The sequence below is a fragment of the Sinorhizobium terangae genome, assembly GCF_029714365.1.
Lineage (GTDB): Bacteria > Pseudomonadota > Alphaproteobacteria > Rhizobiales > Rhizobiaceae > Sinorhizobium > Sinorhizobium terangae.
In genome coordinates this window covers 1,992,759-2,014,602 of the sequence record NZ_CP121659.1, presented here as the reverse complement: position 1 = coordinate 2,014,602, position 21,844 = coordinate 1,992,759, and the positions used below count along the sequence as shown (strand labels likewise).

The following is a 21,844-nucleotide window of genomic DNA, read 5'->3' as shown; positions in this document are numbered from 1 at the left end:
CACGGCCTCCGGCGTATACGTCGCCTTCAATCGCTCCGACACCCGCGGGCTGCTAATCGAAGGTGTTTCGCTTGCGGCGCTCACGTCTCCCGACGTGATGTTCGGGCATCGTCAGCTGATTGCGAAAAACGCAGGTGCGACGTTCGCGGGATCCTGTATCTACAGCGCCGCGCGTCCTGTCAGACGCGCGGAAGACACCATCGCACTTTGGATTGCTTGCAGTTTTTAACCTTGAATCGGCTAGGATTTAAGGAAATAGGCGGGAGCGAACATGCAGTGGCTGGACCGGGCAAAGAAATGGGCGAAGGGCATCAAGCGGGATGTCGTCGTTCTGTGGTTGGCGGCGCGTGACCGGCGCGTTCCCTCGTATGCGAAGCTCGCCGCCGGCGCGGTCGCGGCCTATGCCCTGTCGCCGATCGACCTGATCCCCGACTTCGTTCCGGTCCTCGGATATCTCGATGACCTCGTCATCGTCCCAATCGGCATCGTCGCCGCGCTCAAGCTGATTCCAACCGATGTTCTCACGGACTTGCGCATCGAAGCAACGAAGCGCACCGAGCGTCCCGTCAGTCGAGGCGGGCTGGTTGCGATCATCGCGATATGGCTGCTGCTCGCGGCCCTCATCGTCTGGATGGTGATCGGCGCGGCCGTTCGCTGAGGCAAGGCTGTACCTATCGTCCCTCGCCTGCAGCGTCGCTGCGTCCTTTCAAGCGCGCCTATGATTTCACGACGGTTTTTATCTTCGCCACGGCCTCGAGCGTCCGATGAACCGGGCATTTGCCGGCAATTTCGACGATCTTGCCGCGAAGCTCTTCCGAGACTTCGCCGTCGATGGAAATGACGCGCTCGAAATGGTCGATCCTGGCGCTGCCGCTGCGCTCCGACTCGGTGCATTCCTCGCAGTCCTTCGCGTGGATCTTGGCATGCGAGACGTCGACGCCGATGCGGCCGAGCGCAAACCCCTTGTGCTCGGCATAGAGGCGCAGCGTCATCGACGTGCAGGCGCCAAGCGCGATCGACAGAAAATCATAGGGCGAAGGGCCGGAATCGAGCCCACCCACGGTTTCGGGTTCGTCGGCGAAAAGCCTATGGCCGCCGGCCTGGACCGCGTTCTGAAACTTGCCTTCGCCCGTTTCCATCACGCGGACATGTTCGATCGGTTGCGTGCCCTGTGGCGTGTCGGCGACGAGATAGCGCGTCAGCCATCCCGAGATGATCCGACCGGCGAAGGCGGCGTCTTCAGGGTCGGTGAGCAGGTGATCGGCCTTGTCCAGCGAAACGAAACTCTTGGGATGCTTCGCCGCGAGGAAGATTTCGGTGGCGTTCTCGATCCCAACCGTCTGGTCCAGCGGTGCGTGAAGGATGAGGAGCGGCTTTTTCAGGCTCGAAACAGCGGCCTTGATGCGTTGCTCACGCGCGTCCTCGACAAATTGCTTTCTTATGAGGAACGTGCGCGCGGCGAGATTGACGTCGGCCGAGCCGCTCTTCTCGATCTCCTCGAGGCTTGCACCGAAGTTCTTCAATACGTGGCCGACATCGGCCGGCGCCCCGATGGTGGCGACGGCGCGCACTTCAGGAATGTCTCTGGCGACGGCGAGAACAGCTGCGCCCCCGAGCGAGTGGCCGATGAGCAACGACGGTGCCGCATAGTGTTGACGGAGATAGTCGGCGGCCGAAAGCAGGTCTGCGACATTGGAGGAGAAATTCGTCGAGGCGAATTCGCCCCCGCTCGATCCGAGACCCGTAAAATCGAAGCGAAGGACACCGACGCCTTCGCGCGCAAGCTCGGCCGCGACGCGGCGTGCTGCCACGAAATCCTTGGAGCAGGTGAAGCAATGGGCAAAGATTGCGTAGGCGCGCAATGGCCCGTTGGGCAGATCGAGGCGGGCGGCAAGGATTGCGCCAGAATGACCGGGAAATTGGAGCCGTTGCGTATTGAAGGCCATGATGCGCTCCTTTGCTCTAAAGGAAATGCTCATTCTACATCTGCAGCGGCGACCGGGTACTTACACCTTTGCGCGTCTTTTCAGGCCCTACAGGCCACGAAAGCCTGCTGCTGGCTTGTCGGTTGCTGTGCGGCAAGGCTTCTTCTCCCTTCTTCATGCTGCGTGCAACGTGCCCGGCGTATCCGCCGGGCGCTTCAGAGTTCGCTCGAACGCAACAGTAGTCTCCGCGGCCGGAGACCGGCGGGCGGTTATTCGGCCGCCGACCGCCGGGGCAATACCCAGTTGGGGCGCGGGAAGTGGCAGGTATAGCCGTTGGGGAAGCGCTCCAGGTAGTCCTGGTGCTCCGGCTCCGCCTCCCAGAAGTCACCCACAGGCTCGACTTCGGTCACCACCTTGCCCGGCCACAGGCCCGAGGCTTCGACGTCTGCGATGGTGTCCTCGGCTATCCGCTTCTGCTCTTCATCGACGTAGTAGATCGCCGACCGGTAGGAGAGGCCGATGTCGTTGCCCTGTCGGTTCTTCGTGGTTGGATCGTGGATCTGGAAGAAAAACTCCAGGATCCGCCTGTAGCTGATCTTCTCGGGATCGAAGACGATCTCGATGCCCTCGGCGTGGCTGCCATGATTGCGGTAAGTCGCGTTCGGCACGTCGCCGCCGGTGTAGCCCACGCGGGTCGCGACGACGCCGGGGAGCTTGCGGATCAAGTCCTGCATCCCCCAGAAGCACCCACCGGCCAAAACAGCTCTCTCGGTCATTCAGATATCCTCTACCTGGTTGATATACTCGCCGTAGCCCTCGGCCTCCATTTCCTCACGCGGAATGAAGCGCAGCGAGGCGGAATTGATGCAGTAACGCAATCCGCCCCGATCCTTCGGGCCGTCGGGAAACACATGGCCGAGGTGGCTATCGCCATGCTTCGAGCGCACCTCGGTACGGATCATACCATAGGAGTCGTCCCTGAGTTCCTTGACGTTTGCCGGCGCGATCGGCTTGGTGAAGCTCGGCCAGCCGCAGCCGGAATCGAACTTGTCGGCCGAGGCGAACAGCGGCTCGCCGGAAACGATGTCGACATAGATGCCTGGCCTCTTGTTGTCATTATATTCGCCTGTGAAGGGGCGCTCGGTGCCGTTCTGCTGGGTCACCCGAAACTGCTCGGGTGTCAGCTTGCTGACCGCTTCGTCGGTCTTCTTATAGGTCATTGCCTGTCTCCGTTGTTTAGATCTTGATCGAGCAGCGCCGATCGTTCAGCTAGGTGATGGCAGCGTCCCGACGGCCGCTTCCACACGACGTGCGAGTTCGAGGAGGCTGCTGTCACGCCCGTGCGCACCGTCAATCTCGAGCCCTAGCGGAAGCCCGTTTTTAGACAGGCCCGTAGGAATGCTGATACCTGGCAAGCCGGCCAAGCTCGCGGCGATGGTGTTCTTTGCCAGAACCAAATCGCTGACCTCCTGATCTGCGATTGAGAACTTCGACTGCTGCTCGATCAATGGTGCCGTGCAGGGTGTCGTTGGAAAGAGAAGTGCGACAGCCCCGCTGCGGGCAAAGGCTTCGCTGAATCGACGTTGGATTTCCGGACGATCGAGTGTCAGTGCTGCCTCATATGTCTCGCGAGAAATATATCCAGGTCCGTTCGGTAAAACGACGTGCCCCCAAGCTTCTCTTAGGCCAGGTTTCAAGCCGTTATAGATTGCGTCGAACGAAGTAGGAATTCCGTTGTAATGAAGAAATCCCGAGATCGCATCCATCGTCTCATGGAAAAAGATGTTCCACGTTGCCCTTTCGGTGATCGAGGAGAAGTCTTCTCCGAGGTCTATTGCGACAATCTCGGCACCAGCCTTGCGTAGCCGCCGAACTGTGTCTTTGAAATGCGCCTCGATGTCGGGCTCGACCAGATCAAGATGCTGCCGAGGCGCATAGGCTAACCTGACACCCTTCAGGTCAGATCGATCGGAGCGTGCGGTCCGTTCAGCCTTCGTGACGATTTGATCAATCAGGGCGCAGTCTTCGACATTGCGCGCAAGCACGCCTGTTGTGTCGAGGGTATGAGAGATCGGCGCGACCCCGTTGCCTGGCCACCGTCCCGTCGTCGGCTTGAAGCCAACCACGCCACACAGCGACGCAGGCACCCGGATCGAACCTACCGTATCGCCCCCGAGGGCCGCGGGTACGATGCGAGCCGCGACGGACGCGCCCGCCCCACTCGAGGAGCCCCCGGAGACATGATTGCGGCTATGAGGGTTTTTCACCTGACCATAGGTGCTGTTGTTGCCGGTCAAGCCATAGGACATCTCGACAAGGTTATTTTTGCCAAAGACAACGCCGCCAGCATTCTTGATCGCGGCAACGACCTCCGCGTCCTTCTCCGGCACGAAACCTTCGAGATTCCGCACACCAAGCGTCGTTCGCAATCCTTTAGTCAGATAGCTGTCCTTGACCGCTAACGGAACGCCGAGAAGGGGAGCAGTGGAACCAGCGGCGCGTGCCTTGTCCGCATTTCTGGCCGCCGCCAGCGCAGCTGCTTCATCTATCGTGATGAACGCATTCAGATCGGAGTGCGTCCGGGCGCGCTGGAGGAGAGCGGCCGTGTATGACTCCGAGGAGATGTCGCCATTACGAATGGCGGCTGCCGCTGCGACGATGCCAAGCCCGGTGAGCCCTTCCGCTTCCGGCTCCGAGGCTGTTTTAATGAATGCTTCGTTCTCGTGCATGATAACCTCACTTTAGCCCAGGACGACCAACATGCCATCGGCCGTCACGTTCAGGGCCGCGCAGTTGTCAACTGCGCGGCAGCGCATCGGAGAGCGATCCTCAGTGCGTGTGAGGAGCCGCCGTGTCAGGGACGGTGAACGTGTGCGTCACCTCCTGCCCGGGGATCACGTTGTGATTGGCGTCGACCAACCGGATATTCACCTTGTGCGGGCCGGGTGGGAAATTGGCTATATCGACGGTGTTGTTGTCACTCGCGTCCGCCCACCACCACGGCAGGTCATCGACGATAACGTGGAGATGTCCGATGCGTGGAGACACGTCGACGGCGCCCGCCCCAAACACCGGCACGATGCGTAGGTTCTCCACCCGGTACTGGGCCCAGTAGACACCCTGGGCAATCCCTTCAGGAAGCGGGGGGTCTACGATCAGCTTAGGCGCGGGCTCGTTCTCGACGGCAACATAGGGCGAGGGGCCGCGGATCTCCCGCGCGCTCTGGGCGAAGGCGCCGGTTGCGAGCACAGTAGCGGCAGTGGCGGCGGCAAGCGTCTTGATGAGCAGGATCATTTCAGTCGTTCCTTTGGTTTAGAGACCCGTTTCCTTCTGCCGGATATAAACATGAGCCCGGCAGGCGAAGGACCGAATAGTCACGTCTCGGGAAGCTCTCTTTTACGTTGTGAGCGAACGATCCCATGTCACGCCTCGGTCTCACGGCTCGCGGGTCGGTCCGAACCGTTGGGCGAAAACTGACGCATGCTCGTATCTTGAATGTGTTCGGATGCTCGCAAACTGTATCGCTATGTAGGAGCAAGGGCGATCCAACACCACCAACGCCTTCCAGGAATGGCAAAGTCTCAGGCACCCTTCCACAGTAGCGGCCGCGGCGCGAAGCCGAGTTTTGCTTTTGCCCGGCCGTTGGAGGCTCCGGTCAGGCGGGTGTGATAGTAGACCGCTTCCTCGCCCGCCGCTGTCAGCGCGTCTTCCACGCTCACGCGCTTGGGCTCCGGCGCATCGACCGAGCGGGCGAAGGCCGGCAACCATTCGGAAACGGGGAGGGGATCGTCGTCGACGACATTGTAGACGCCCGGCTCGGCGTAAAGCGATGCGACCGTCGCGGCGATCGCGTCGTCGATGTGCACGAACGACCAGACGGCGTTTCCTTCACCGATAATCGCCGATTGACCATTGCGCGCCTGATCCGCGATCGCTCCCGCCGGCCTGTACCAGGTGCCAGGACCATAGAAGAAGCCGTAGCGCAGCACGACGCCGTCGAGCGACCGCGAGGCAAGCACCCGGTCCTCGTAGGCGCCGATGGTGCGCGTGCTTTCGCCGATCTGGCCGGGCGCGTCGTATCTGAGCCTTGCGGTCTCGTCGGCGAGCTCTCCCGCCGGGGCCTCCAGGTAGAAGCCGCGAGACTGCAGGATGTAGCGGCCGACGCCGAGCTTTTCGGCCGCGGCGAGCAGATTGGCGCCGCCCTCGCGGTGAAGACGGGTATCGTCGGGCATCGCCTTGATGATGTCGGCCGGGTTGGCCGGAAGCCGGGTGAGCTGGTCGATCACCACGTCCGGCGCCGCCACCTCGATCGCGCGATGGACCGCCTCTGAATCGAAGGCATCGGCGAACGACATCTCCACTCCGAGCTCACGCAGACGATCCGACCCCGCTCCGGGGCGCGTCATGCCGGTTACCTGATGGCCGAGGCTCGTGAGCGCCCGCACCAGCGGCAGGCCAACGGCACCGGTGGCACCTGCGATGAATATCTTCATAGCCAAACTCCCTGACCTGGGGCACTTCATGGTTTCAGTGAATACCGCGAAATGGCCCTAAATCATTGAAAGGACAGGCTTCTCCCGTTTAGTTCTCGAGTGTAGCCTGTGGCGTATTGCGGAAACTGATCGCCATGCGGTTGTAAGTGTTCATCAGGCCGATCGCGATCGTGAGATCAACGAGTTCGCGCTCGTCGAACACGGCACGCACGGCCTCGTAGGCTTCGTTCGGCACGTTGGTTTCGGCAACGCGCGTGACCGTTTCCGCCCAGGCGAGGGCGGCCCGCTCACGCTCGTCGAAGAGATTGCCGGCTTCGCGCCACGCCTGCACCAGCGCGATCTTCTCGATCTTCTGCCCTTTTTTGATGAGGTCGCGGGTGTGCATGTCGAGGCAGTAGGCGCAGTTGTTGATCTGCGAGATACGAAGATAGACCAGATCGACCAGCGCCGGGGGGAGGCTGCTCTGCATGACGTAGCCGTAGACTCCGCCAAGCGCTTTGACGCCGGCCGGTGCGATCTGGTTGTAGTCGAGACGCTTGCTCATATGTCTTGTCCTCAAAGGTGTTTCGTTTGAACGCTGGTTCACTCGTGCGGGGTGGTGATGTTCTTTTCGCCGCTGTCGTGGACGATGACGGCGAGCAGCTTTGCGGGCTTGATCTCGCTCGCATTGCGGCTGACGAGATGGGCGGAGCCCGGTGGTTCGTACCAGCCCTCGCCAGCGCGGTAGGTTTGGGTTGGTCCGTCGTTTACCTTCGACTCGATTTCTCCGGAGACGACGTAGGCGAAGATGAAAGCAGACTTTGCATGGTCGTGCGGAAGCGAGGCCCCGCCCGGCGCATAGTCGACGATGAGCGCGCTCAGCGTCTTGCCCGGGATGTTGGGCATCGCCTTTTCGAAGTGGGGCGTAACGGTTTCGCCAAGATCATGCGCTGCGGCCGGCATCGCGGTGGCTATGGCGAGGGCGGCGCCGACAGCGCCAATCAAAGGTCGTATGGTCATGACGACGGTTCTCCTTTGCGTGTGGCCAGGATGACGTTTTTTCCTTGCCGCCTAGAAATGACGGTCTTCTGGTTCTAAAAAAAGCACCAAGAACCGGCAAAAATCGTGTACCAAGAGTGCATGGACGAGCCGCTGAAACTGGAACTCGACCGGTCTGCGAAGACGCCGCTGGCCGAGCAGATCCGCAAAGGCATCAGCACCGCGATTGAAAGCGGGGTGCTCGCCCCGGGCGCGCGTCTGCCGTCCTGGCTCGATCTTGCGGCCCAGCTTGGTGTTGCGCGCGGCACGGTGCGCACGGCCTACGAGAAGCTCTCCGCTGCCCAACTGATCGTCGCATCCCGCGCGGCGGGAACTCGTGTCGCGGATCGTCCCGCCGGCATTACCCGGGTCGAGCAGCCGCCCGATCCCGGCTCGTTCATGGAGCTGTATCTGGAGATGATTGCGGGCCCGGCGATCTTCCAGATGGGCGTGCCTGCACAGGAAACCTTTCCCGCGACGCTCTTCGCCAGGATCCGCGCGCAGGCCGTGCGGGCGGAGTCGAGCGCGCCGGCGATGTACCCCGACCCGCGCGGCGAACTCGAACTGCGGCGGGAAATCGCCGCCTATCTCGCCGTCGCACGCCGCATCGAGTGCTCGCCCTCGGAGGTCATCATAACCGGCGGCTACGCCAACGGGCTCGGGCTGGCGCTCCGCGTCCTCGGTCTCGAGGGGAGGAAGGTGTGGATGGAGGATCCCGGTTTCCCGTTCACCCGGCACGGGCTGGAGCTCGCCAGATTGTCGCTCGCGCCGATCCCGGTCGATGCCGACGGCATCGATGTCGACCACGGCATCCGCCATGCCCCGGATGCGGCGCTGGTGGTCGTGACGCCCGGCCAGCAGGCGCCGCTCGGGCCCACCCTGTCACTCGCGCGGCGGTTGCGCCTTCTCGACTGGGCAGCTCGGAGCCAAGCCTGGGTGATCGAGGACGACTATTTGAGCGAACTGCAGCTCGATGGCCGCGCTGCACCGGCGCTCGCCTCGCTCGATCGCGCCGGGCGCGTCATTCACATTGGTTCCTTCAGCAAGACCATCAGCCCCGCGCTGAGGCTCGGCTTTGTCGTCGCGCCGCCGGTGCTCGCATCCCGCTTTGCGGAGGTCGCGGCCTGTCTCGCGCCGCCTCCGGGACCTTCCGTGCAGCTCGCAACCGCCGAATTCATGCGCGAAGGCCACTACATGCGGCATCTCAGGCGCACGAAGCGCGTCTATGCAGCCCAACGCGACGCCTTGCTGAAAAGTCTTCGGCCGCATGCCGGGAAGATCACTGTTGCCGGCCTCGCCGTGCTGCTGCACTTGCCGGACGGCGCGCCGGACGTTTACATCGTCAGGGAAACGCTGGCTTTCGGAATGGCCCCGGCTCCGCTCTCCGTCTGGTATGCGTCGCCGGATTCCGCAAAAGCCGGCTTGCTGCTGGGCCTCGCGACGGCACCGCAAAGGCAGCTCGCAAGATCCTGCGACCGTCTGCAGGGGATCATCAGCCGCTTTGTGTGACGGCGACGGAGTATTCGGTACGGCAAGGCATCTCCCCGAACACCCGTCAGTTATGTCTCCGGGCTAAACAACAAGCACAGGGATGACGGCGAGAAGCACTCGCCAAACCCATTAGGCTACCGTCGTGCCCTGCTTAAGTGCTCCGCTGGCATGCCGGACTCTTCGTATCAAAGTGTATCGAGATATCTCGGCTTCAGCATTCAATTACATTGCTGCGGCAGTCGCGAAACATCCCATACACGAACAGCGCGCTTTTGTGGGCCATCAGCCGAAAGGGCAGGAAGCCCCGGCGATGACGAACCGCACAAAGGAAGTAACCATGGCCGCCAAATCCGCACATCAATTGTTGGGACACGCCGTTGTAGGAACCAACGATCTGGCAACTGCCGCAAACTTCTATGACAAACTGTTCGCTCTGTTCGGGGTCGGACGCATCCTGGAACAGCCCGGCAGGGCAATCTACTTCGGCACGACGGGCCTCGAGTTCGGTGTTACTAATCCCTACAACGGCAAGGATGCCACGATCGGCAACGGCAACATGGTTGCGCTCAGCGCGCGCTCTCGCGCTCACGTCGATGAGGTGCATGCGCTTGCCCTGAAGCTTGGCGGGACCGATGAGGGCAAGCCGGGGCCGCGCGGCCCGAACGAGGACGGTCCGTATTGCGCGTATTTCCGCGATCTCGACGGCAACAAGCTGCTCGTCTTCCGCGCCGGCCCGGATGAAGCCTAACTCTTTGAAACTACGCAATTCCGGACGGGAAACCGTTACACACTTTTCCTGGAATTGCTCCAAAACCGATTGCTCGAAAGGTCGAACAATCGCCTTCGGTGAACCCGCAACAATCCTTGAACCCAGGTGCTTCAATGACGAGCTCCATGATGATCGGCGTGGCCGCCGCGCTCTTTGCCGCCTTTGCGTGGTCGCTGAACTTTGTCGTCCCCTTCGTCATAGGCGACTATTCGGTCTTCGACTTTGCGCTGTTCCGGTTTGTGATCTCCGGCGTTTTGGGCTTGGGATTTCTGGCGTTCGCCGGAAAGGCCTTGCGCGGGCTAAGGTTTCGCGACCTGTTGACAACAGCCTGGCTTGGTTTCATCGGGTATCTCGGCTACTTCCTGACCGTCGTCGGCGCGGCGATATTTGCGGGTCCCGTGATTGCGCCGGCATTTCTGGCATTCGTGCCGGTCGTGCTGGCGATCGTCGGCAACTTGCGCCGGAGAAGCGCGGCATGGAGCTCCCTGATCCTGCCGCTCACATTGGCTGTCATCGGCTTGTCCCTCGTCAACGTCAGTGTGTTCGATGCTGCCAGCATGGCGACGACACGATCACTCTCGATCGGCATTCCGTTGGCGATTGCCGCCGTATTGCTGTGGACGTGGTTCGGCATTGCCAATGAGAGTGCCCTTGCCAAACGTCCAGGCATGGATGCTGGGATCTGGACCGCGCTTATCATGACCGGCGGCGGGATCGAGATGCTGGCCTTCATGCCTGTCGGTCTTGCGCTGGGCGTATTCGAGATACCGCGGCTTGGTCTCGGCTGGGACGTCGCTGCTCCTCTCTATCTATGGGGAACGGGTATGGCCCTTCTGGCCTCGGTCGGCGCTGCATGGGCGTGGACGATTGCATCGCAACGGCTGCCTGTCGCTCTTTCCGCGCAATTGATCGTGTCAGAAACAGTCTTTGGCACGCTATTCGGCCTGGCCGTGCATGGCCGTTCGCCAACGGTTCTGGAGATTGCCGGAATAGCGGCTCTGACGGCAGGTGTCCTGACCGCCGTCCGGGCCTTCCATGGAGGGGGCAGGCAATCGGCAGTGGCTTAGCGTTTACGCCCGGAACTGTGCCGCCGCCATCCGTGCGGCTCGCTGATGCAGCCGAGGACGTCGCGGATCGACACACTGGCGGGATGGCATCGAGCCGCGTTCGCAAGCGGAGACGATCTTTCGGAACCCAAAGCCGGCCTCGGCCGTTGCATTCCCCATGATAAAAGATCCGATACGACGCTCACTGAGTGCGTTGGCGACGGCCACCGCTCGTCCCCAGGCGTTTCTGATCGTCATAGCCTACGGTGCGCTGTGGCTGATCCTCGAGCCTGAGACCTTCGACATGCACGGCTTGACCACGCTGATCGTCTGGACCATGACGTTGATCATTCAGCGTGCCGAACACGGCGACACCCAGGCGATCCACGCAAAACTGGACGGACTGCTTCATTCCGACCACAGGGCTCCGGATAAGCTCGCGGAGATCGACGACGCGGAACCCGAAGACATCGAAAGTGCCAGGCAAAACAGCTAGTGCATTTCGTTGTTCGGTGTTCGTTGCGGAAGCAAGTCATTAGTGTGATCGCGCCGCTCCATCCGTGATGTTCCCAGCCACGGAGCCGAATGTCACCCAAATGACCTGAATTGCGATCTTGAGTGCTCTGATCATGATATCCACTCGCGGCGGCGGCGCGACAAGGTTTCAGTTGTCTTGGTCCACTACTGCACTTCTAGAGCGGTTCCGGTTTTGACTGAATCGGAGGGGATTCCGTTTTAGTCCGTTTTGTGATTCAAGATGCTGGCTGGAGCGGAGGCCAGCATCCGATGACGCGACCTCTTTCGAACGATCTTCGTGAACGTGTTGTTGGCGCCATTTCGGCGGGGGAAAGCTGCCGATCGGTGGCGGCTCGTTTCGGCATTGCCGTATCGTCGGCGGTGAAGTGGTCTCAGCGCTATCGTTCGAACGGGTCCGTGGCGCCCGGCAAGATGGGCGGCCACCGCAAGCATGTGCTGGAGCCGCACCGTGCGTTCATCGCGGAGCGGATCAACCAGACGCCGCATTTGTCGCTGCGCAGGCTGAAGGAAGAGCTGGCGGCGCGTGGGGTGAAGGTGTCGCACGATACGGTCTGGCGGTTCCTGCGCCGCGAGGGGTTGCGGTTTAAAAAAAACGCTGTTCGCCCTTGAGCAGGCCCGTGCCGATATTGCCCGCCGGCGGCAACGCTGGCGCTCCTGGCAGTCCGGTCTCGATCCGAGACGGCTGGTGTTCATTGACGAAACCTGGATCAAGACCAACATGGCGCCGCTCTATGGCTGGGGGCCACGAGGCAAGCGCCTGCGCGGCTTTGCCCCGCACGGCCACTGGCGCACGCTGACCTTTGTCGGCGCTTTGCGCCACGACCGGCTGGCAGCGCCTTGCGTCTTCGACGGACCGATCAACGGTCGGTGTTTCCGCGCCTATGTCGAACAACAGCTCGTGCCCGTGCTCGAACCCGGCGACATCGTCATCATGGACAATCTCGGCTCGCACAAGTCGGCGGCCATCCGGCAGATGATCCGAGCCGCCGGCGCGCGGCTCTGGTATCTCCCGCCATACTCGCCCGATCTCAATCCGATCGAGCAGGCCTTCGCCAAAATCAAACACTGGATGCGGGCGGCTCAGAAGCGAACCGTCGAGGAGACATGGAAATACCTCGGCAGCCTTGTCCCCTCACTCCAGCCCGACGAATGCAGCAACTACTTCGCCAACGCCGGATATGCTTCTGTCAAAACCTGAAACGCTCTAGACAGTGCTGAGCGCTGGTGATCGCTAGATCCGGCTCAGGAACTGGAGCACACGCAAGGTGAGCAGCGCGGCGGCGTCGGCGTCGTATGAGGGGAGGGAGCTGTCGGCGAAGTAGTGCTGGTCGCCGGGGTAGAGGAAAAGGGCGGCGTCCTCCACCTTTTCCGCTATCTCTCTGGCGGCATCGATGTCGCCTTCGCCGACGAAGATCGGGTCGTTGTCCATACCGTGGATCTGGACCGGGACGTCGTCCGGCCAAGGGCCGAAGGCCCAGGCGCCGCTGATCGGCAGGCAGGAGTGGAAGAGCAGCGCGCCGCGGGCTCCGGGTCGGGTTTGCGCAAGCTTCTGCGCCGGCAGCACGCCGAACGAGAACCCGGCATAGACGAGATCGTTGGGCAGGTCGTCGGCGATGCGGACGCCGCGCTCGCGCATTTCGTCGAAGCCGATCGCTTCGATATAGGCGAGGCCTTCGGGGATGCTCCGGAACGTGCGGCCGTCGAACAGGTCCGGCGTGTGGACGGTATGCCCAGCTTGCCGCAGTTCGTCGGCAAACGCGTTGATGCCGGGGGTCAGCCCCTGGGCGTGGTGAAACAGCAGGACCTCGACCATGGGACGCCTCCGGCGGAATGGAAGGGAACAGGCAGCGGGTCGTCATCCGCTTGACCGCGAGGCGTGCGCCCGTTTGCGGAGACGCGCTCCCTCACCACACGGCTACCATACGGGGACGCGGACACTCAAGCGTGGCGTGCGACAACTCCTTCCTACTCAAGCACGCGTTAAATCGGCCCCTTACTCGGAAGCGCGCGCCAGCCCGTGCGCCACCAGCCGGTCGATGAGTTCGGCATAACCGACTCCGCTTGCTGCCATGGCTTTCGGATACATGCTGATATCGGTGAAGCCCGGAATGGTGTTGAGTTCGTTGATTAGGAAGCGCATGTCCGGTGTCAGGAAGAAGTCGACGCGCGCCATGCCGTCGCAGCCGACTGCCCGGAAGGCCATTGCGGCCGTCGCCCGGAGCCGGACTTCGATCTCTTCGGGCAGTTCCGCCGGCACTTTCAGAGCCGCCCCGTCCTCGTCGATATATTTGGCGTCGTAGCTGTAGAAGCCATGGCTTGCGGCCGGCACGATCTCGCCCGGACGGGAAACGAAGAGCCCGCCTTCCGGATCCTCCAGTACGCTCAACTCGATCTCGCGGCCGCGGATGAACTCCTCGGCCAGGAGCTTGCGGTCGTGCCTGAAACCCTCCGCAAGTGCGGCCGCATACTCCTCTTCGGTCGCGACCTTGCTGACGCCGACGGAGGAACCCTGGCGGGCGGGCTTGATGAAAAGCGGAAGCCCGAGCGCGCGCTCGAGTTCGGCAAAGGCCGGCGCGACGCCCAGGTGAATGGTGACGGATCGCGCGGTCGGCAGGCCCGCCTCGTTGAGCAGACGCTTGGCAATGTCCTTGTCGAGCGCGGTGGCGGAACCGAGAATACCGCAGCCCACGAGCGGCACGCGCGCCACCTCTGCAAGCCCCTGCACCGCACCGTCCTCGCCGTGGAGGCCGTGAAGCACCGGGAAGAGCAGGTCGATCTGCGGCAGCGGATAGGGCGCGTCATCGATCGGGATCGCCAGGATACGTCCCTTGCCGCCCGGCACGAGCGAGACTTCCGTGCCGCTCTGAGCCTTCGCGAGCGTGCCATTCTCGAAGCGGCTCAGCAGCCATTGCCCCTCGCGGGTGATGAAGATCGGGACGGCATCGTATTTTTCGGGCTCCAGCGCGCGCATGACATTGGTCGCCGAAAGCACCGAAACATCATGCTCGGCGGAGCGTCCACCGAAGAGTACGGCAATGCGCAGTCTGTTCGAAGAAGTGGCCACGAAAAGCTCCCAGAAAATCGGGTTGAACGGCTTACTGCATAGGCCTCAAATCGCGACCGATTTAAGGAGAAAATTGCGGGGTCGCCCGCAAGTCAGCGCCCGGCCCCGCCATTTTTCCTACAAGCTTAAAGGTCCGGATCGGGTGGACGGACTAAGCCGCTCGCGCGGCAATGGCGCTTGTGGCTGGCGGTGCGTTTCCTGATCGACGTCGGTTCTTTGTGTCTCGGGTTCCTGGCCTGACGATTGAGACTTCTCAATCTGATGGACAGGAGGGTCCGATGACAGAGGAGAAGACCACCGCGCTGCGTGAGCGGATGATCGAGGACATGCGCATCCGCGGGATGGGCGACAAGGCGCAGCAAGGCCACATCCGGGCGATCAAGGATTTCGCGGCCTTTCTGGGGCGCTCACCCGACACGGCGACGCCGGAGGAGTTGCGGGCCTACCAGCTACACATGACCAATGCCGGGGTGACGCCCTCGACATTCAATGTCCGGATCATCGCGCTCAGGTTCTTTTTCGGGATCACCTGCGGGCGCGAGGAGATGAAGCGGTACATGCAGTTCCAACGCAAACCGCAGAAGCTGCCGGTCGTCTTGAGCGTCGAGGAGGTCGCCGACCTGCTGGCCGCGGCTCCCGGGCCCGGGCTGAAGTATCGGGCGGCGCTCAGCATCAGCTATGGCGCCGGGCTGCGGGCGTCGGAGGTGTGCCACCTCAAGGTCACTGACATCGACAGCGAGCGCATGCTGATCCACGTCGAAGAAGGCAAGGGCGGCAAGGATCGCAAGGCCATGCTATCGCCGGGCTTGCTGGATCTGCTGCGCGATTACTGGCGGGAGGCGCGTCCGCGGGGATGGTTGTTTCCCGGCAAGCCGAAGATCAATCCGATCTCGCCGCGCCAGCTCAACCGGGCCTTCACCGCGGCCAAGCACATGGCGGGCATCGCCAAGCCCGCAACGCTGCATACCCTGCGCCACAGCTTCGCCACGCATCTGCTGGAGGCGAACACCGACGTGCGGGTGATCCAGGTTCTGCTCGGCCATGCCAAGCTGAGCAGCACCGCCCGCTACACCCACGTCGCCACCAAGTTGATCCGCGACACCATCAGCCCGTTCGAGCGCCTGAAGCAGTTGGAGGATCTCACCCTGAGGCGTCGGCTGGAATGAAGCGCGCGCCGGGGTGCCCCGGCAAAAGCTGGAGATCGCTGACATCTTCCGAGCCTATGGGCCTGCGTGGCGGCGAGCCAATGCCGGGCATGTCAGCCTGACCCAGCTCAAGGTCATGGCGGCGATCGAAGCCTGCCGAACCGAGGCGCTCGGCGGGCATGTGGCGGCTTGCACCAAGTGCGGGCATAACCACATCGCCTATAATTCCTGCAAGAACCGGCACTGTCCGAAGTGCCAGGGCCCCGCGGCGCGCGACTGGATGGCCGCCCGCGCCGAAGACCTGCTGTCGGTCGAGTATTTCCACGTGGTCTTCACCCTGCCGGCCGAGATCGCGCAGATCGCTTACTGGAACAAGAAAGCTGTCTACGACCTGCTGTTTCGGGTATCGGCCGAGACGCTGAGCACTATCGCCGCCGATCCCCGGCAGCTTGGCGCGCACATCGGCATGACCAGCGTGCTACACAGCTGGGGATCGGCGCTGATCCATCACCCGCATGTGCACATCATCGTGCCCGGCGGCGGGCTGTCGCCGGATGGCACGCGGTGGATCTCATGCCGCCCCGGGTTCTTCCTGCCGGTGCGGGTTCTGTCGCGACTGTTCCGGCGGTTGTTTATCGCAGGGCTGCGGGCACTGCATTGCGCCGGCGATCTGAGGTTCTACGCTGATCTGACAGCTCTCGCAGAGGCTGACGCGTTCGCCGCCTGGCTGGCCCCTTTGCGCAAATCAGAATGGGTCGTCTATGCCAAGCCGCCGTTCGGCGGTCCCGAAGCGGTGCTCGCCTATCTCAGCCGCTATACCCACCGGGTGGCGATCTCCAACAGCCGTCTGATCAGCGCCGATGCCGAGACCGTCACCTTCCGCTGGAAGGACTACCGGATCAAGACCGGCGACCGTCAGAAGGTGATGCGGCTGGCCACCGACGAGTTCATCCGCCGCTTCCTGCTCCATGTGCTGCCCGACGGTTTCCACCGCATCCGCCATTACGGCCTGCTCGCCAGTGCGGGCCGCAAGACCAAGGTCGCAAAGATCCGCGCTCTGCTCGGAGCGGAAACGGCCAAACACAATGATCCGCCAAGCGCTGAGACGATCCCGCTCACTCTGAGACAGCCATGCCCCGAGTGCGGTGGCCCGATGCGCATCATCGAGATCTTCCGACGCGGTCAGAAACCCAGAGCCCGGGCGCCACCGAGAAAGCAGGCCGCATGACAAGGTGCCCGTCACATTGGCCAAAGCCGACCCGAAAACACTCTGCATTCCGGGATCGGATCGCTTTGCGCCCAATAACACTGAGCATCGCAAAAGCGTCGAAATCGGCACCAACGAGACCGCCAGATCTGCTTCCGATCATCGCCTCCCACACCCTCGGGTCGGCGCCTTTGCGTCTGTCGGCAGCGCCGAAGTCCACAACAGACGCCCGCGGCCCCGCGCTTTCCCCATAGGTCCCACCCAGCCTCCGCGGCTTCCTCCTTCCAAGGTTTGTCAACGCGGGCCGCCCAACGCCAGCGGCAAACGTCGCGCTGCGGCCCGCATCGAAAAACCTTCAGGCAAGGTGCCGTTCGGCTCGTCTGCCAGAACGAACACGTTGCGCCGTGAGCAGACGTTCCCGGCGCCGCCTGAAACCGGACCTTCACTGCTACCGCCCGAATCGACTTTTCGGTGCATCCTATTGATGAAGTCCGACCGTACGCCTTGATCCACCGGTGGCCGCGTCCCATGCCAGAACGTCACCTTGGACCAGCCGCGTCCTCCATAGACGCGCGACCATCGGACTCACAGATGGTCATTTCAGCCAGCCGACGAACGACGCAGGCCGTGCGGTCCTCTTTGCTCGGGTCGTGCGGCCTAAGGACTTCTGGAGTATGCTGAAGAACCTTGCACTCCGAGTAGACGGAGGAGGAGCCATGGACGTCGGTGCCTGGCTGCGCGATCAAGGGCTGGGACAGTACGAAGAAACGTTCCGCCAAAACGACATCGATCCTGAAGTCCTAGGAGATCTTACGGCCGAGGACCTGATTGGGCTTGGCGTCGCTTCAGTCGGGCACCGTCGTAAACTGCTTGCTGCCATCGCCGCACTGCGAGAGGTCGCTCAACAACCGAGCGGCTCAGCCGGGGTTGGCGGAACACCTGTAACCCTACCGGAGCCGGAGCGCCGCCAGCTCACCGTGATGTTCGTCGACCTTGTCGACTCGACCAGGCTTTCCTCACGACTCGATCCAGAAGAAATGAGCGAACTGCTGCGGGCCTATCAGGGTGCGGTGGCGAGTGCTATAGCGCGCTTCGAGGGCCACGTTGCCAAGTACATGGGCGATGGCGTGCTCGCTTACTTTGGCTACCCGCGTGCTCACGAGGATGAGGCCGAACGAGCGGTGCGAGCGGGGCTTGCCGCCATTGACGCAGTGGGAAACCTGCAACCACCGCATGGGGAGACACTGCAAGCCCGCGTCGGCATCGCGACCGGCTTGGTGGTTGTCGGCGAACTGATTGGCGAAGGTGCAGCGCGTGAGGAGACGGTAATCGGCGAGACGCCCAATTTAGCGGCACGACTGCAAAGTGTCGCCGAGCCGGGAACGGTGGTGGTGTCATCCACCACCCGGCAGCTGATCGGCGGCCTGTTCGATCTCGCCGAGCTCGGCTCCCAACCAATGAAGGGCTTTCCTGCGTCCGTACCCGCTTGGCGCGTGCTCGGTGAAAGCTCTGCGGAAAGCCGTTTCGAAGCCCTGCACGGGGCGAGCTTGACTCCGCTCGTCGGTCGCGAGCACGAGATAGGACTCCTGCTTAAGCGCTGGGAAGCGGTCAAAGAAAGCGAAGGCCGTGTGGTGTTGCTAGCGGGCGAGCCCGGCATCGGCAAGTCGCGCCTTGTTCGTGCCCTGCGTCGGCGTCTCGAAGGCGAGCCCCATACGACTGTAAGTCACTACTGCTCGCCCTATCATCAGACCAGTCCGCTTCATCCGGTTATCCGCCTTCTGGAGCGGGCAGCTGGCTTCGCCGCGGAGGATCCCCCCGCAGTGAAACTGAGCAAGCTCGAAGCGCTGCTCACGCAATCGACCGAAGACGTCGCCGAAGCGGCCCCGTTGCTCGCGGCGTTGCTGTCTGTTCCAGCGGACGATCGCTATCTGCCGTTGGAGTTGAGCCCGCACCGGCAGAAGAAGCGGACGCTGGAGGTACTCGTTGATCAGCTCATCGGGCTCGCGGCGCGTCGGCCCGTCCTGGCAGTATATGAGGACGTGCATTGGGCAGATCCAACCTCGCTGGAGCTATTAGATCTCGTTGTTGATCGCGTGCAGGACTCGCCCGTGCTGGTGCTCATCACATTCCGCTCCGAGTTTCTCCCACTGTGGATGCACTATCCGCACGTTACGGCATTGACGCTTAGTCGTTTGAGCCGTCGGCAAGGCGCAGATATGGTCGAGAGCCTGACCGGCGGCAGGTCTCTGCCTGACGAAGTGCTCAACCAGATCGTCGGACAGACAGACGGCGTGCCGCTCTTCGTCGAGGAGCTCACGCGCGCGATACTGGAGACCAACTTGCTTAAAGACGAGGGCGATCACTACGCTCTCGCGAGTCCCGTGTCGGCGATCGCAATTCCAGCTACGCTTCAGGAATCGTTATTGGCTCGGCTCGACCGACTTGCGCCCGCCAGGGAGTTAGCGCAGGTGGCGGCCGCAATCGGTCGAGAATTCTCGCATGAGCTGCTCGTGACCGCCGCGCCGTTGCAGACGAGCGAGGTAGAGGAAGCACTGGACGACCTCATTGCTTCAGGATTGGTGTTCCGCCACGGGACTCCGCCGCAGGTGACCTACAGCTTCAAGCACGCACTCGTACGCGACGCTGCCTACGCGACCCTTGTGCGCACGAAACGACAACGGTTGCACGCGGCGATAGCCACAGCAATCGAGCAACGTTTCCCCGAAACTGTCCAGACGCAGCCCGAGCTTCTGGCCCAGCACTATGCGGAGGCCGGGCGGCTGGAACCTGCAGTCAATTACTGGCTCAGGGCCGGGCAAGCAGAGATTGCGCGCTCCGCAACCACCGAAGCGATTACACATCTGACAAGAGGGCTGGAACTGCTTGAAGGACTGCCTGATGATGCCGCGCGATGGCGGCAGGAACTCGAACTACAAGTCGCTCTCAGCGTCGCCCTGATGACAGCCAAGGGTTGGGCAGCGCCAGAGGTCGGCCGGGCCAACGCGCGAGCACGCGAATTATGCGAGCGGATCGGGGATAAAGGCAGGCTCTTCCCTGTCCTCTACGGGGAGTGGGTCTTCCACGTCGTGCGCGCCGAGCTGGAGGCGGGAAGGAAGGCGGGAGAGGAACTGCTCAAGCGCGCGCAGGAAGAACGGGAGGCGTCCGGGGAGACTGTCGGTAACCGCATCGCCGGAACCGATGCCTTCCTTCGCGGCGAGATTGCGACTGCCCGTAAATATCTGGAACGGTCGCTCGCCCTTTATGACCCGCAGCAACACCGCTCTCTTGCGTACCTGTTCGCCCAGGATCCTCGGGTGGCGGGACTATCGGTCCTCTCCTGGACCCTCTTCGCTCTCGGTTATCCCGAGCAGGCTGAGGCCAGGAGCAACGAGGCATTGGCGGACGCAAGGGAACTTTCCCACCGCAACACCCTCGGTTACGCCCTGCTTTACGGCTGCATCCTGTCACAGCTTCGCGGCGACTGGCGAGAAGCGCGAGATCGGGCGGATTCACTGATCACGCTCGCAAGAGCGCAGGGCTCTCCGCACTTCCTGGGTGCAGGCACGATCGTTCGAGGCTGGACGCTAGCAGAGACGGGTGAATTGCCGGCGGCCATCACCCAGGTTCGAGAGGGCTTGGCGTCGTGGCAGATGACTAGAGCGAGATTCCTGGTTCCATTCTTTTTGAGCTTGCTCGCGCGCGTCGAGACCCATGCCGGGGGAGCACAGCGGGCCTTGGATTTGCTGACCGACGCGCTGGATCGAGCGCGCGAAACGGGCGAGCGGTGGTTCGAGGCGGAATTGCATCGGCTGACGGGCGAGCTGATGCTTAAGCTGCCCGCGTTTGATCGTGCCGAGGCGGAAGCACGACTCCGGCACGCGGTCGAGATAGCGCGAGGGCAAAACGCTGACTTATGGGAGTTGCGCGCGGCGACAAGCCTAGGCCGACTATGGGTCGTGCAGAAGCGGTTTGGCGACGCTCATCACCTGCTTGCGCCACTCTACGGCAAGTTTACCGAGGGATTCGCGACATTGGATCTGCAATCGGCCCAACGGGTGCTTCGTGAGACAGCCGGCTTCCATGGCAAGTTATCCGACTAGTCAGCCGTTGCAATGTTCCGCCCTAGGCTGCGCTGACAGCACGTGGGACGGCAAGGATGTGGTGTGATCGAGCGTTACCACTGCAGTAGACGTTCGCTTTCCGGCAACGAATTAGAGCTCCTGAATATCCGATCCGGAGTCAAGACTGGTGGTTCTGCTCACTGAGGGAATCATCGTTTAGGGTCGAGAATTCGCGTTCCTCAGAGGTCGCAGCCTTTCACGGCTCCACTGATCTGTTTTCCGGACCAATCGAAGCGAAGCGCAATTCGGTGGTGCGAGCATCTGCCTCACGCTCTCACAAAACGATAAGCGTTGTGCTTACGCTCCGCGTATCCGAGACCCGGATAGCTCCAGTTCCGACAGGTCGATCGAGAGGACCTCGCCTTCGCCCGCGACTCTCGAGACCACCGCTCTGGCGACGGTGGACTTCGCCATTCCTCCGGGGCCCGCGACGGTCACCAGGCGTCCCTTGCCGAGCTGGTCGGTGATTGTCGCGAGAGAGTAGTCGCGTCCGAAGATCCGGGATTCCGGACGCTCGCGCTGAAGCTTGTGAGGCGGTAGGGAAGAAGCGGCCCTTGGACCGTGGTGCTCCACCGGGGCGATGAAGGTGTACCCGCGGCCGGGTATGTTTGCGATGAAGCGCGGCTCGCGTTGCGTGTCCCCTAATGCTTTCCTTAGCGCGGAGACGTGCACGCGGAGATTGGCCTCATCCACAAAAGTGTCGGGCCAGACTTGCCTCACAATCTCCGCGTTGGTCTTCAACTCGCCGGGATGGGAGATAAGAAACAGGAGGATATCCAGGGCGCGGCTTCCCAGCGGAACCACGCGCCCGTTCCGCGACAGGCAGCGCCTGACGGGCACTACCGAGAACGGCCCGAAATGGAATGCCTCTTCCACGTTAGCGTCCCCCTGCGAGAGCGTGCAGGTTGAGCCTAACGCGCCGGGGATGTCAAATTGCAAAGGCTCTTGGGGCTTGGCGGCTTCCGCCTTTGTGATCGGATCGACGATGCCGCCACATAGTCTTGAGCGTGGGCTTCCATCCCCGATTCG

At 62.3% G+C, this 21,844-nt stretch carries 20 protein-coding genes; 9 read left to right on the top strand and 11 right to left on the bottom strand.

The window, feature by feature from the left end; translation table 11 throughout:
- Window positions 1-271: 271 nt before the first annotated feature.
- Window positions 272-658 (top strand): YkvA family protein, encoded by a 387-nt coding sequence (locus tag QA637_RS09645; RefSeq protein ID WP_283061274.1) that lies wholly within the window; start codon window positions 272-274, stop codon window positions 656-658.
- A gap of 58 nt (window positions 659-716) precedes the next feature.
- On the opposite strand, the gene QA637_RS09640 is transcribed toward QA637_RS09645, so the two are convergent.
- The 8 genes from QA637_RS09640 to QA637_RS09605 form a co-directional block, all read right to left on the bottom strand.
- A complete protein-coding gene (locus QA637_RS09640; protein ID WP_283061273.1) occupies window positions 717-1,946 on the bottom strand; it encodes a bifunctional alpha/beta hydrolase/OsmC family protein in 1,230 nt (409 codons plus the stop codon).
- 248 nt (window positions 1,947-2,194) lie between these two features.
- Window positions 2,195-2,701 carry a peptide-methionine (S)-S-oxide reductase MsrA gene (msrA, locus tag QA637_RS09635; RefSeq protein ID WP_153439529.1) on the bottom strand — a complete coding sequence of 169 codons (507 nt, stop codon included), beginning with the start codon at window positions 2,699-2,701 and terminating at the stop codon, window positions 2,195-2,197.
- Complete coding sequence (msrB, locus tag QA637_RS09630; RefSeq protein ID WP_153439530.1) at window positions 2,702-3,145, bottom strand: peptide-methionine (R)-S-oxide reductase MsrB; 444 nt, start codon at window positions 3,143-3,145, stop codon at window positions 2,702-2,704.
- A gap of 45 nt (window positions 3,146-3,190) precedes the next feature.
- The gene (locus QA637_RS09625) at window positions 3,191-4,654 is read right to left on the bottom strand and encodes an amidase family protein (RefSeq protein ID WP_153439531.1); all 1,464 of its coding nucleotides are present in this window, start codon (window positions 4,652-4,654) and stop codon (window positions 3,191-3,193) included.
- A gap of 100 nt (window positions 4,655-4,754) precedes the next feature.
- Complete coding sequence (locus tag QA637_RS09620; protein ID WP_151613259.1) at window positions 4,755-5,219, bottom strand: DUF6130 family protein; 465 nt, start codon at window positions 5,217-5,219, stop codon at window positions 4,755-4,757.
- A 287-nt stretch (window positions 5,220-5,506) separates the two neighbouring features.
- On the bottom strand, window positions 5,507-6,418 hold the full coding sequence (locus QA637_RS09615; protein WP_283061272.1) for an NAD-dependent epimerase/dehydratase family protein: 912 nt from the start codon (window positions 6,416-6,418) through the stop codon (window positions 5,507-5,509).
- An 88-nt stretch (window positions 6,419-6,506) separates the two neighbouring features.
- Complete coding sequence (locus tag QA637_RS09610; RefSeq protein WP_153439533.1) at window positions 6,507-6,962, bottom strand: carboxymuconolactone decarboxylase family protein; 456 nt, start codon at window positions 6,960-6,962, stop codon at window positions 6,507-6,509.
- A gap of 38 nt (window positions 6,963-7,000) precedes the next feature.
- Window positions 7,001-7,417, bottom strand: a complete 417-nt coding sequence (locus QA637_RS09605) for a cupin domain-containing protein (protein ID WP_153439534.1) — start codon at window positions 7,415-7,417, stop codon at window positions 7,001-7,003.
- A 120-nt stretch (window positions 7,418-7,537) separates the two neighbouring features.
- On the opposite strand from QA637_RS09605, the gene pdxR reads away from it, so the two are divergent.
- From pdxR to QA637_RS09580, 5 genes are all read left to right on the top strand, one after another.
- Complete coding sequence (pdxR, locus tag QA637_RS09600) at window positions 7,538-8,944, top strand: MocR-like pyridoxine biosynthesis transcription factor PdxR (RefSeq protein ID WP_153439535.1); 1,407 nt, start codon at window positions 7,538-7,540, stop codon at window positions 8,942-8,944.
- Window positions 8,945-9,236: 292 nt separating this feature from the next.
- On the top strand, window positions 9,237-9,674 hold the full coding sequence (locus QA637_RS09595) for a VOC family protein (protein WP_153439536.1): 438 nt from the start codon (window positions 9,237-9,239) through the stop codon (window positions 9,672-9,674).
- Between the two features lie 134 nt (window positions 9,675-9,808).
- On the top strand, window positions 9,809-10,762 hold the full coding sequence (locus QA637_RS09590; RefSeq protein ID WP_153439537.1) for a DMT family transporter: 954 nt from the start codon (window positions 9,809-9,811) through the stop codon (window positions 10,760-10,762).
- Between the two features lie 193 nt (window positions 10,763-10,955).
- Entirely contained in the window at window positions 10,956-11,237 is a 282-nt protein-coding gene (locus QA637_RS09585) for a low affinity iron permease family protein (RefSeq protein WP_283061271.1), read from the top strand.
- A gap of 290 nt (window positions 11,238-11,527) precedes the next feature.
- Window positions 11,528-12,476 (top strand): IS630 family transposase gene (locus QA637_RS09580; protein WP_283061270.1). Its coding sequence is split into 2 segments (ribosomal slippage): window positions 11,528-11,863 and window positions 11,865-12,476, totalling 948 coding nucleotides; the frame shifts between segments, so codons are not numbered across the junction.
- A 33-nt stretch (window positions 12,477-12,509) separates the two neighbouring features.
- Here the strand turns inward: QA637_RS09580 and QA637_RS09575 are convergent.
- Together QA637_RS09575 and QA637_RS09570 are read right to left on the bottom strand one after the other, a co-directional pair.
- The gene (locus tag QA637_RS09575; RefSeq protein ID WP_153439539.1) at window positions 12,510-13,091 is read right to left on the bottom strand and encodes a dienelactone hydrolase family protein; all 582 of its coding nucleotides are present in this window, start codon (window positions 13,089-13,091) and stop codon (window positions 12,510-12,512) included.
- Between the two features lie 180 nt (window positions 13,092-13,271).
- On the bottom strand, window positions 13,272-14,342 hold the full coding sequence (locus QA637_RS09570) for a D-alanine--D-alanine ligase family protein (RefSeq protein ID WP_184108561.1): 1,071 nt from the start codon (window positions 14,340-14,342) through the stop codon (window positions 13,272-13,274).
- A gap of 278 nt (window positions 14,343-14,620) precedes the next feature.
- Here QA637_RS09570 and QA637_RS09565 point away from each other — a divergent pair, with 278 nt between their 5' ends.
- The 3 genes from QA637_RS09565 (at window position 14,621) to QA637_RS09555 (ending at window position 20,794) form a co-directional block, all read left to right on the top strand.
- Window positions 14,621-15,508, top strand: coding sequence for a tyrosine-type recombinase/integrase (locus QA637_RS09565; protein WP_153437046.1), 888 nt, complete (start codon window positions 14,621-14,623; stop codon window positions 15,506-15,508).
- A 13-nt stretch (window positions 15,509-15,521) separates the two neighbouring features.
- On the top strand, window positions 15,522-16,715 hold the full coding sequence (locus QA637_RS09560) for an IS91 family transposase (protein ID WP_283061269.1): 1,194 nt from the start codon (window positions 15,522-15,524) through the stop codon (window positions 16,713-16,715).
- A 695-nt stretch (window positions 16,716-17,410) separates the two neighbouring features.
- Window positions 17,411-20,794, top strand: a complete 3,384-nt coding sequence (locus QA637_RS09555; RefSeq protein WP_283061268.1) for an AAA family ATPase — start codon at window positions 17,411-17,413, stop codon at window positions 20,792-20,794.
- 318 nt (window positions 20,795-21,112) lie between these two features.
- Here QA637_RS09555 and QA637_RS09550 read toward each other — a convergent pair whose 3' ends face one another.
- Entirely contained in the window at window positions 21,113-21,691 is a 579-nt protein-coding gene (locus tag QA637_RS09550; protein WP_346283754.1) for a winged helix-turn-helix domain-containing protein, read from the bottom strand.
- Between the last annotated feature and the right edge of the window lie 153 nt (window positions 21,692-21,844).

Bases quoted from the DNA above. Each gene is read 5' to 3' on its own strand.
- QA637_RS09645 (WP_283061274.1), top strand. From the start codon at position 272: ATGCAGTGGCTGGACCGGGCAAAGAAATGGGCGAAGGGCATCAAGCGG.
- QA637_RS09640 (WP_283061273.1), bottom strand. From the start codon at position 1,946: ATGGCCTTCAATACGCAACGGCTCCAATTTCCCGGTCATTCTGGCGCA.
- msrA (WP_153439529.1), bottom strand. From the start codon at position 2,701: ATGACCGAGAGAGCTGTTTTGGCCGGTGGGTGCTTCTGGGGGATGCAG.
- msrB (WP_153439530.1), bottom strand. From the start codon at position 3,145: ATGACCTATAAGAAGACCGACGAAGCGGTCAGCAAGCTGACACCCGAG.
- QA637_RS09625 (WP_153439531.1), bottom strand. From the start codon at position 4,654: ATGCACGAGAACGAAGCATTCATTAAAACAGCCTCGGAGCCGGAAGCG.
- QA637_RS09620 (WP_151613259.1), bottom strand. From the start codon at position 5,219: ATGATCCTGCTCATCAAGACGCTTGCCGCCGCCACTGCCGCTACTGTG.
- QA637_RS09615 (WP_283061272.1), bottom strand. From the start codon at position 6,418: ATGAAGATATTCATCGCAGGTGCCACCGGTGCCGTTGGCCTGCCGCTG.
- QA637_RS09610 (WP_153439533.1), bottom strand. From the start codon at position 6,962: ATGAGCAAGCGTCTCGACTACAACCAGATCGCACCGGCCGGCGTCAAA.
- QA637_RS09605 (WP_153439534.1), bottom strand. From the start codon at position 7,417: ATGACCATACGACCTTTGATTGGCGCTGTCGGCGCCGCCCTCGCCATA.
- pdxR (WP_153439535.1), top strand. From the start codon at position 7,538: ATGGACGAGCCGCTGAAACTGGAACTCGACCGGTCTGCGAAGACGCCG.
- QA637_RS09595 (WP_153439536.1), top strand. From the start codon at position 9,237: ATGACGAACCGCACAAAGGAAGTAACCATGGCCGCCAAATCCGCACAT.
- QA637_RS09590 (WP_153439537.1), top strand. From the start codon at position 9,809: ATGACGAGCTCCATGATGATCGGCGTGGCCGCCGCGCTCTTTGCCGCC.
- QA637_RS09575 (WP_153439539.1), bottom strand. From the start codon at position 13,091: ATGGTCGAGGTCCTGCTGTTTCACCACGCCCAGGGGCTGACCCCCGGC.
- QA637_RS09565 (WP_153437046.1), top strand. From the start codon at position 14,621: ATGACAGAGGAGAAGACCACCGCGCTGCGTGAGCGGATGATCGAGGAC.
- QA637_RS09555 (WP_283061268.1), top strand. From the start codon at position 17,411: ATGGACGTCGGTGCCTGGCTGCGCGATCAAGGGCTGGGACAGTACGAA.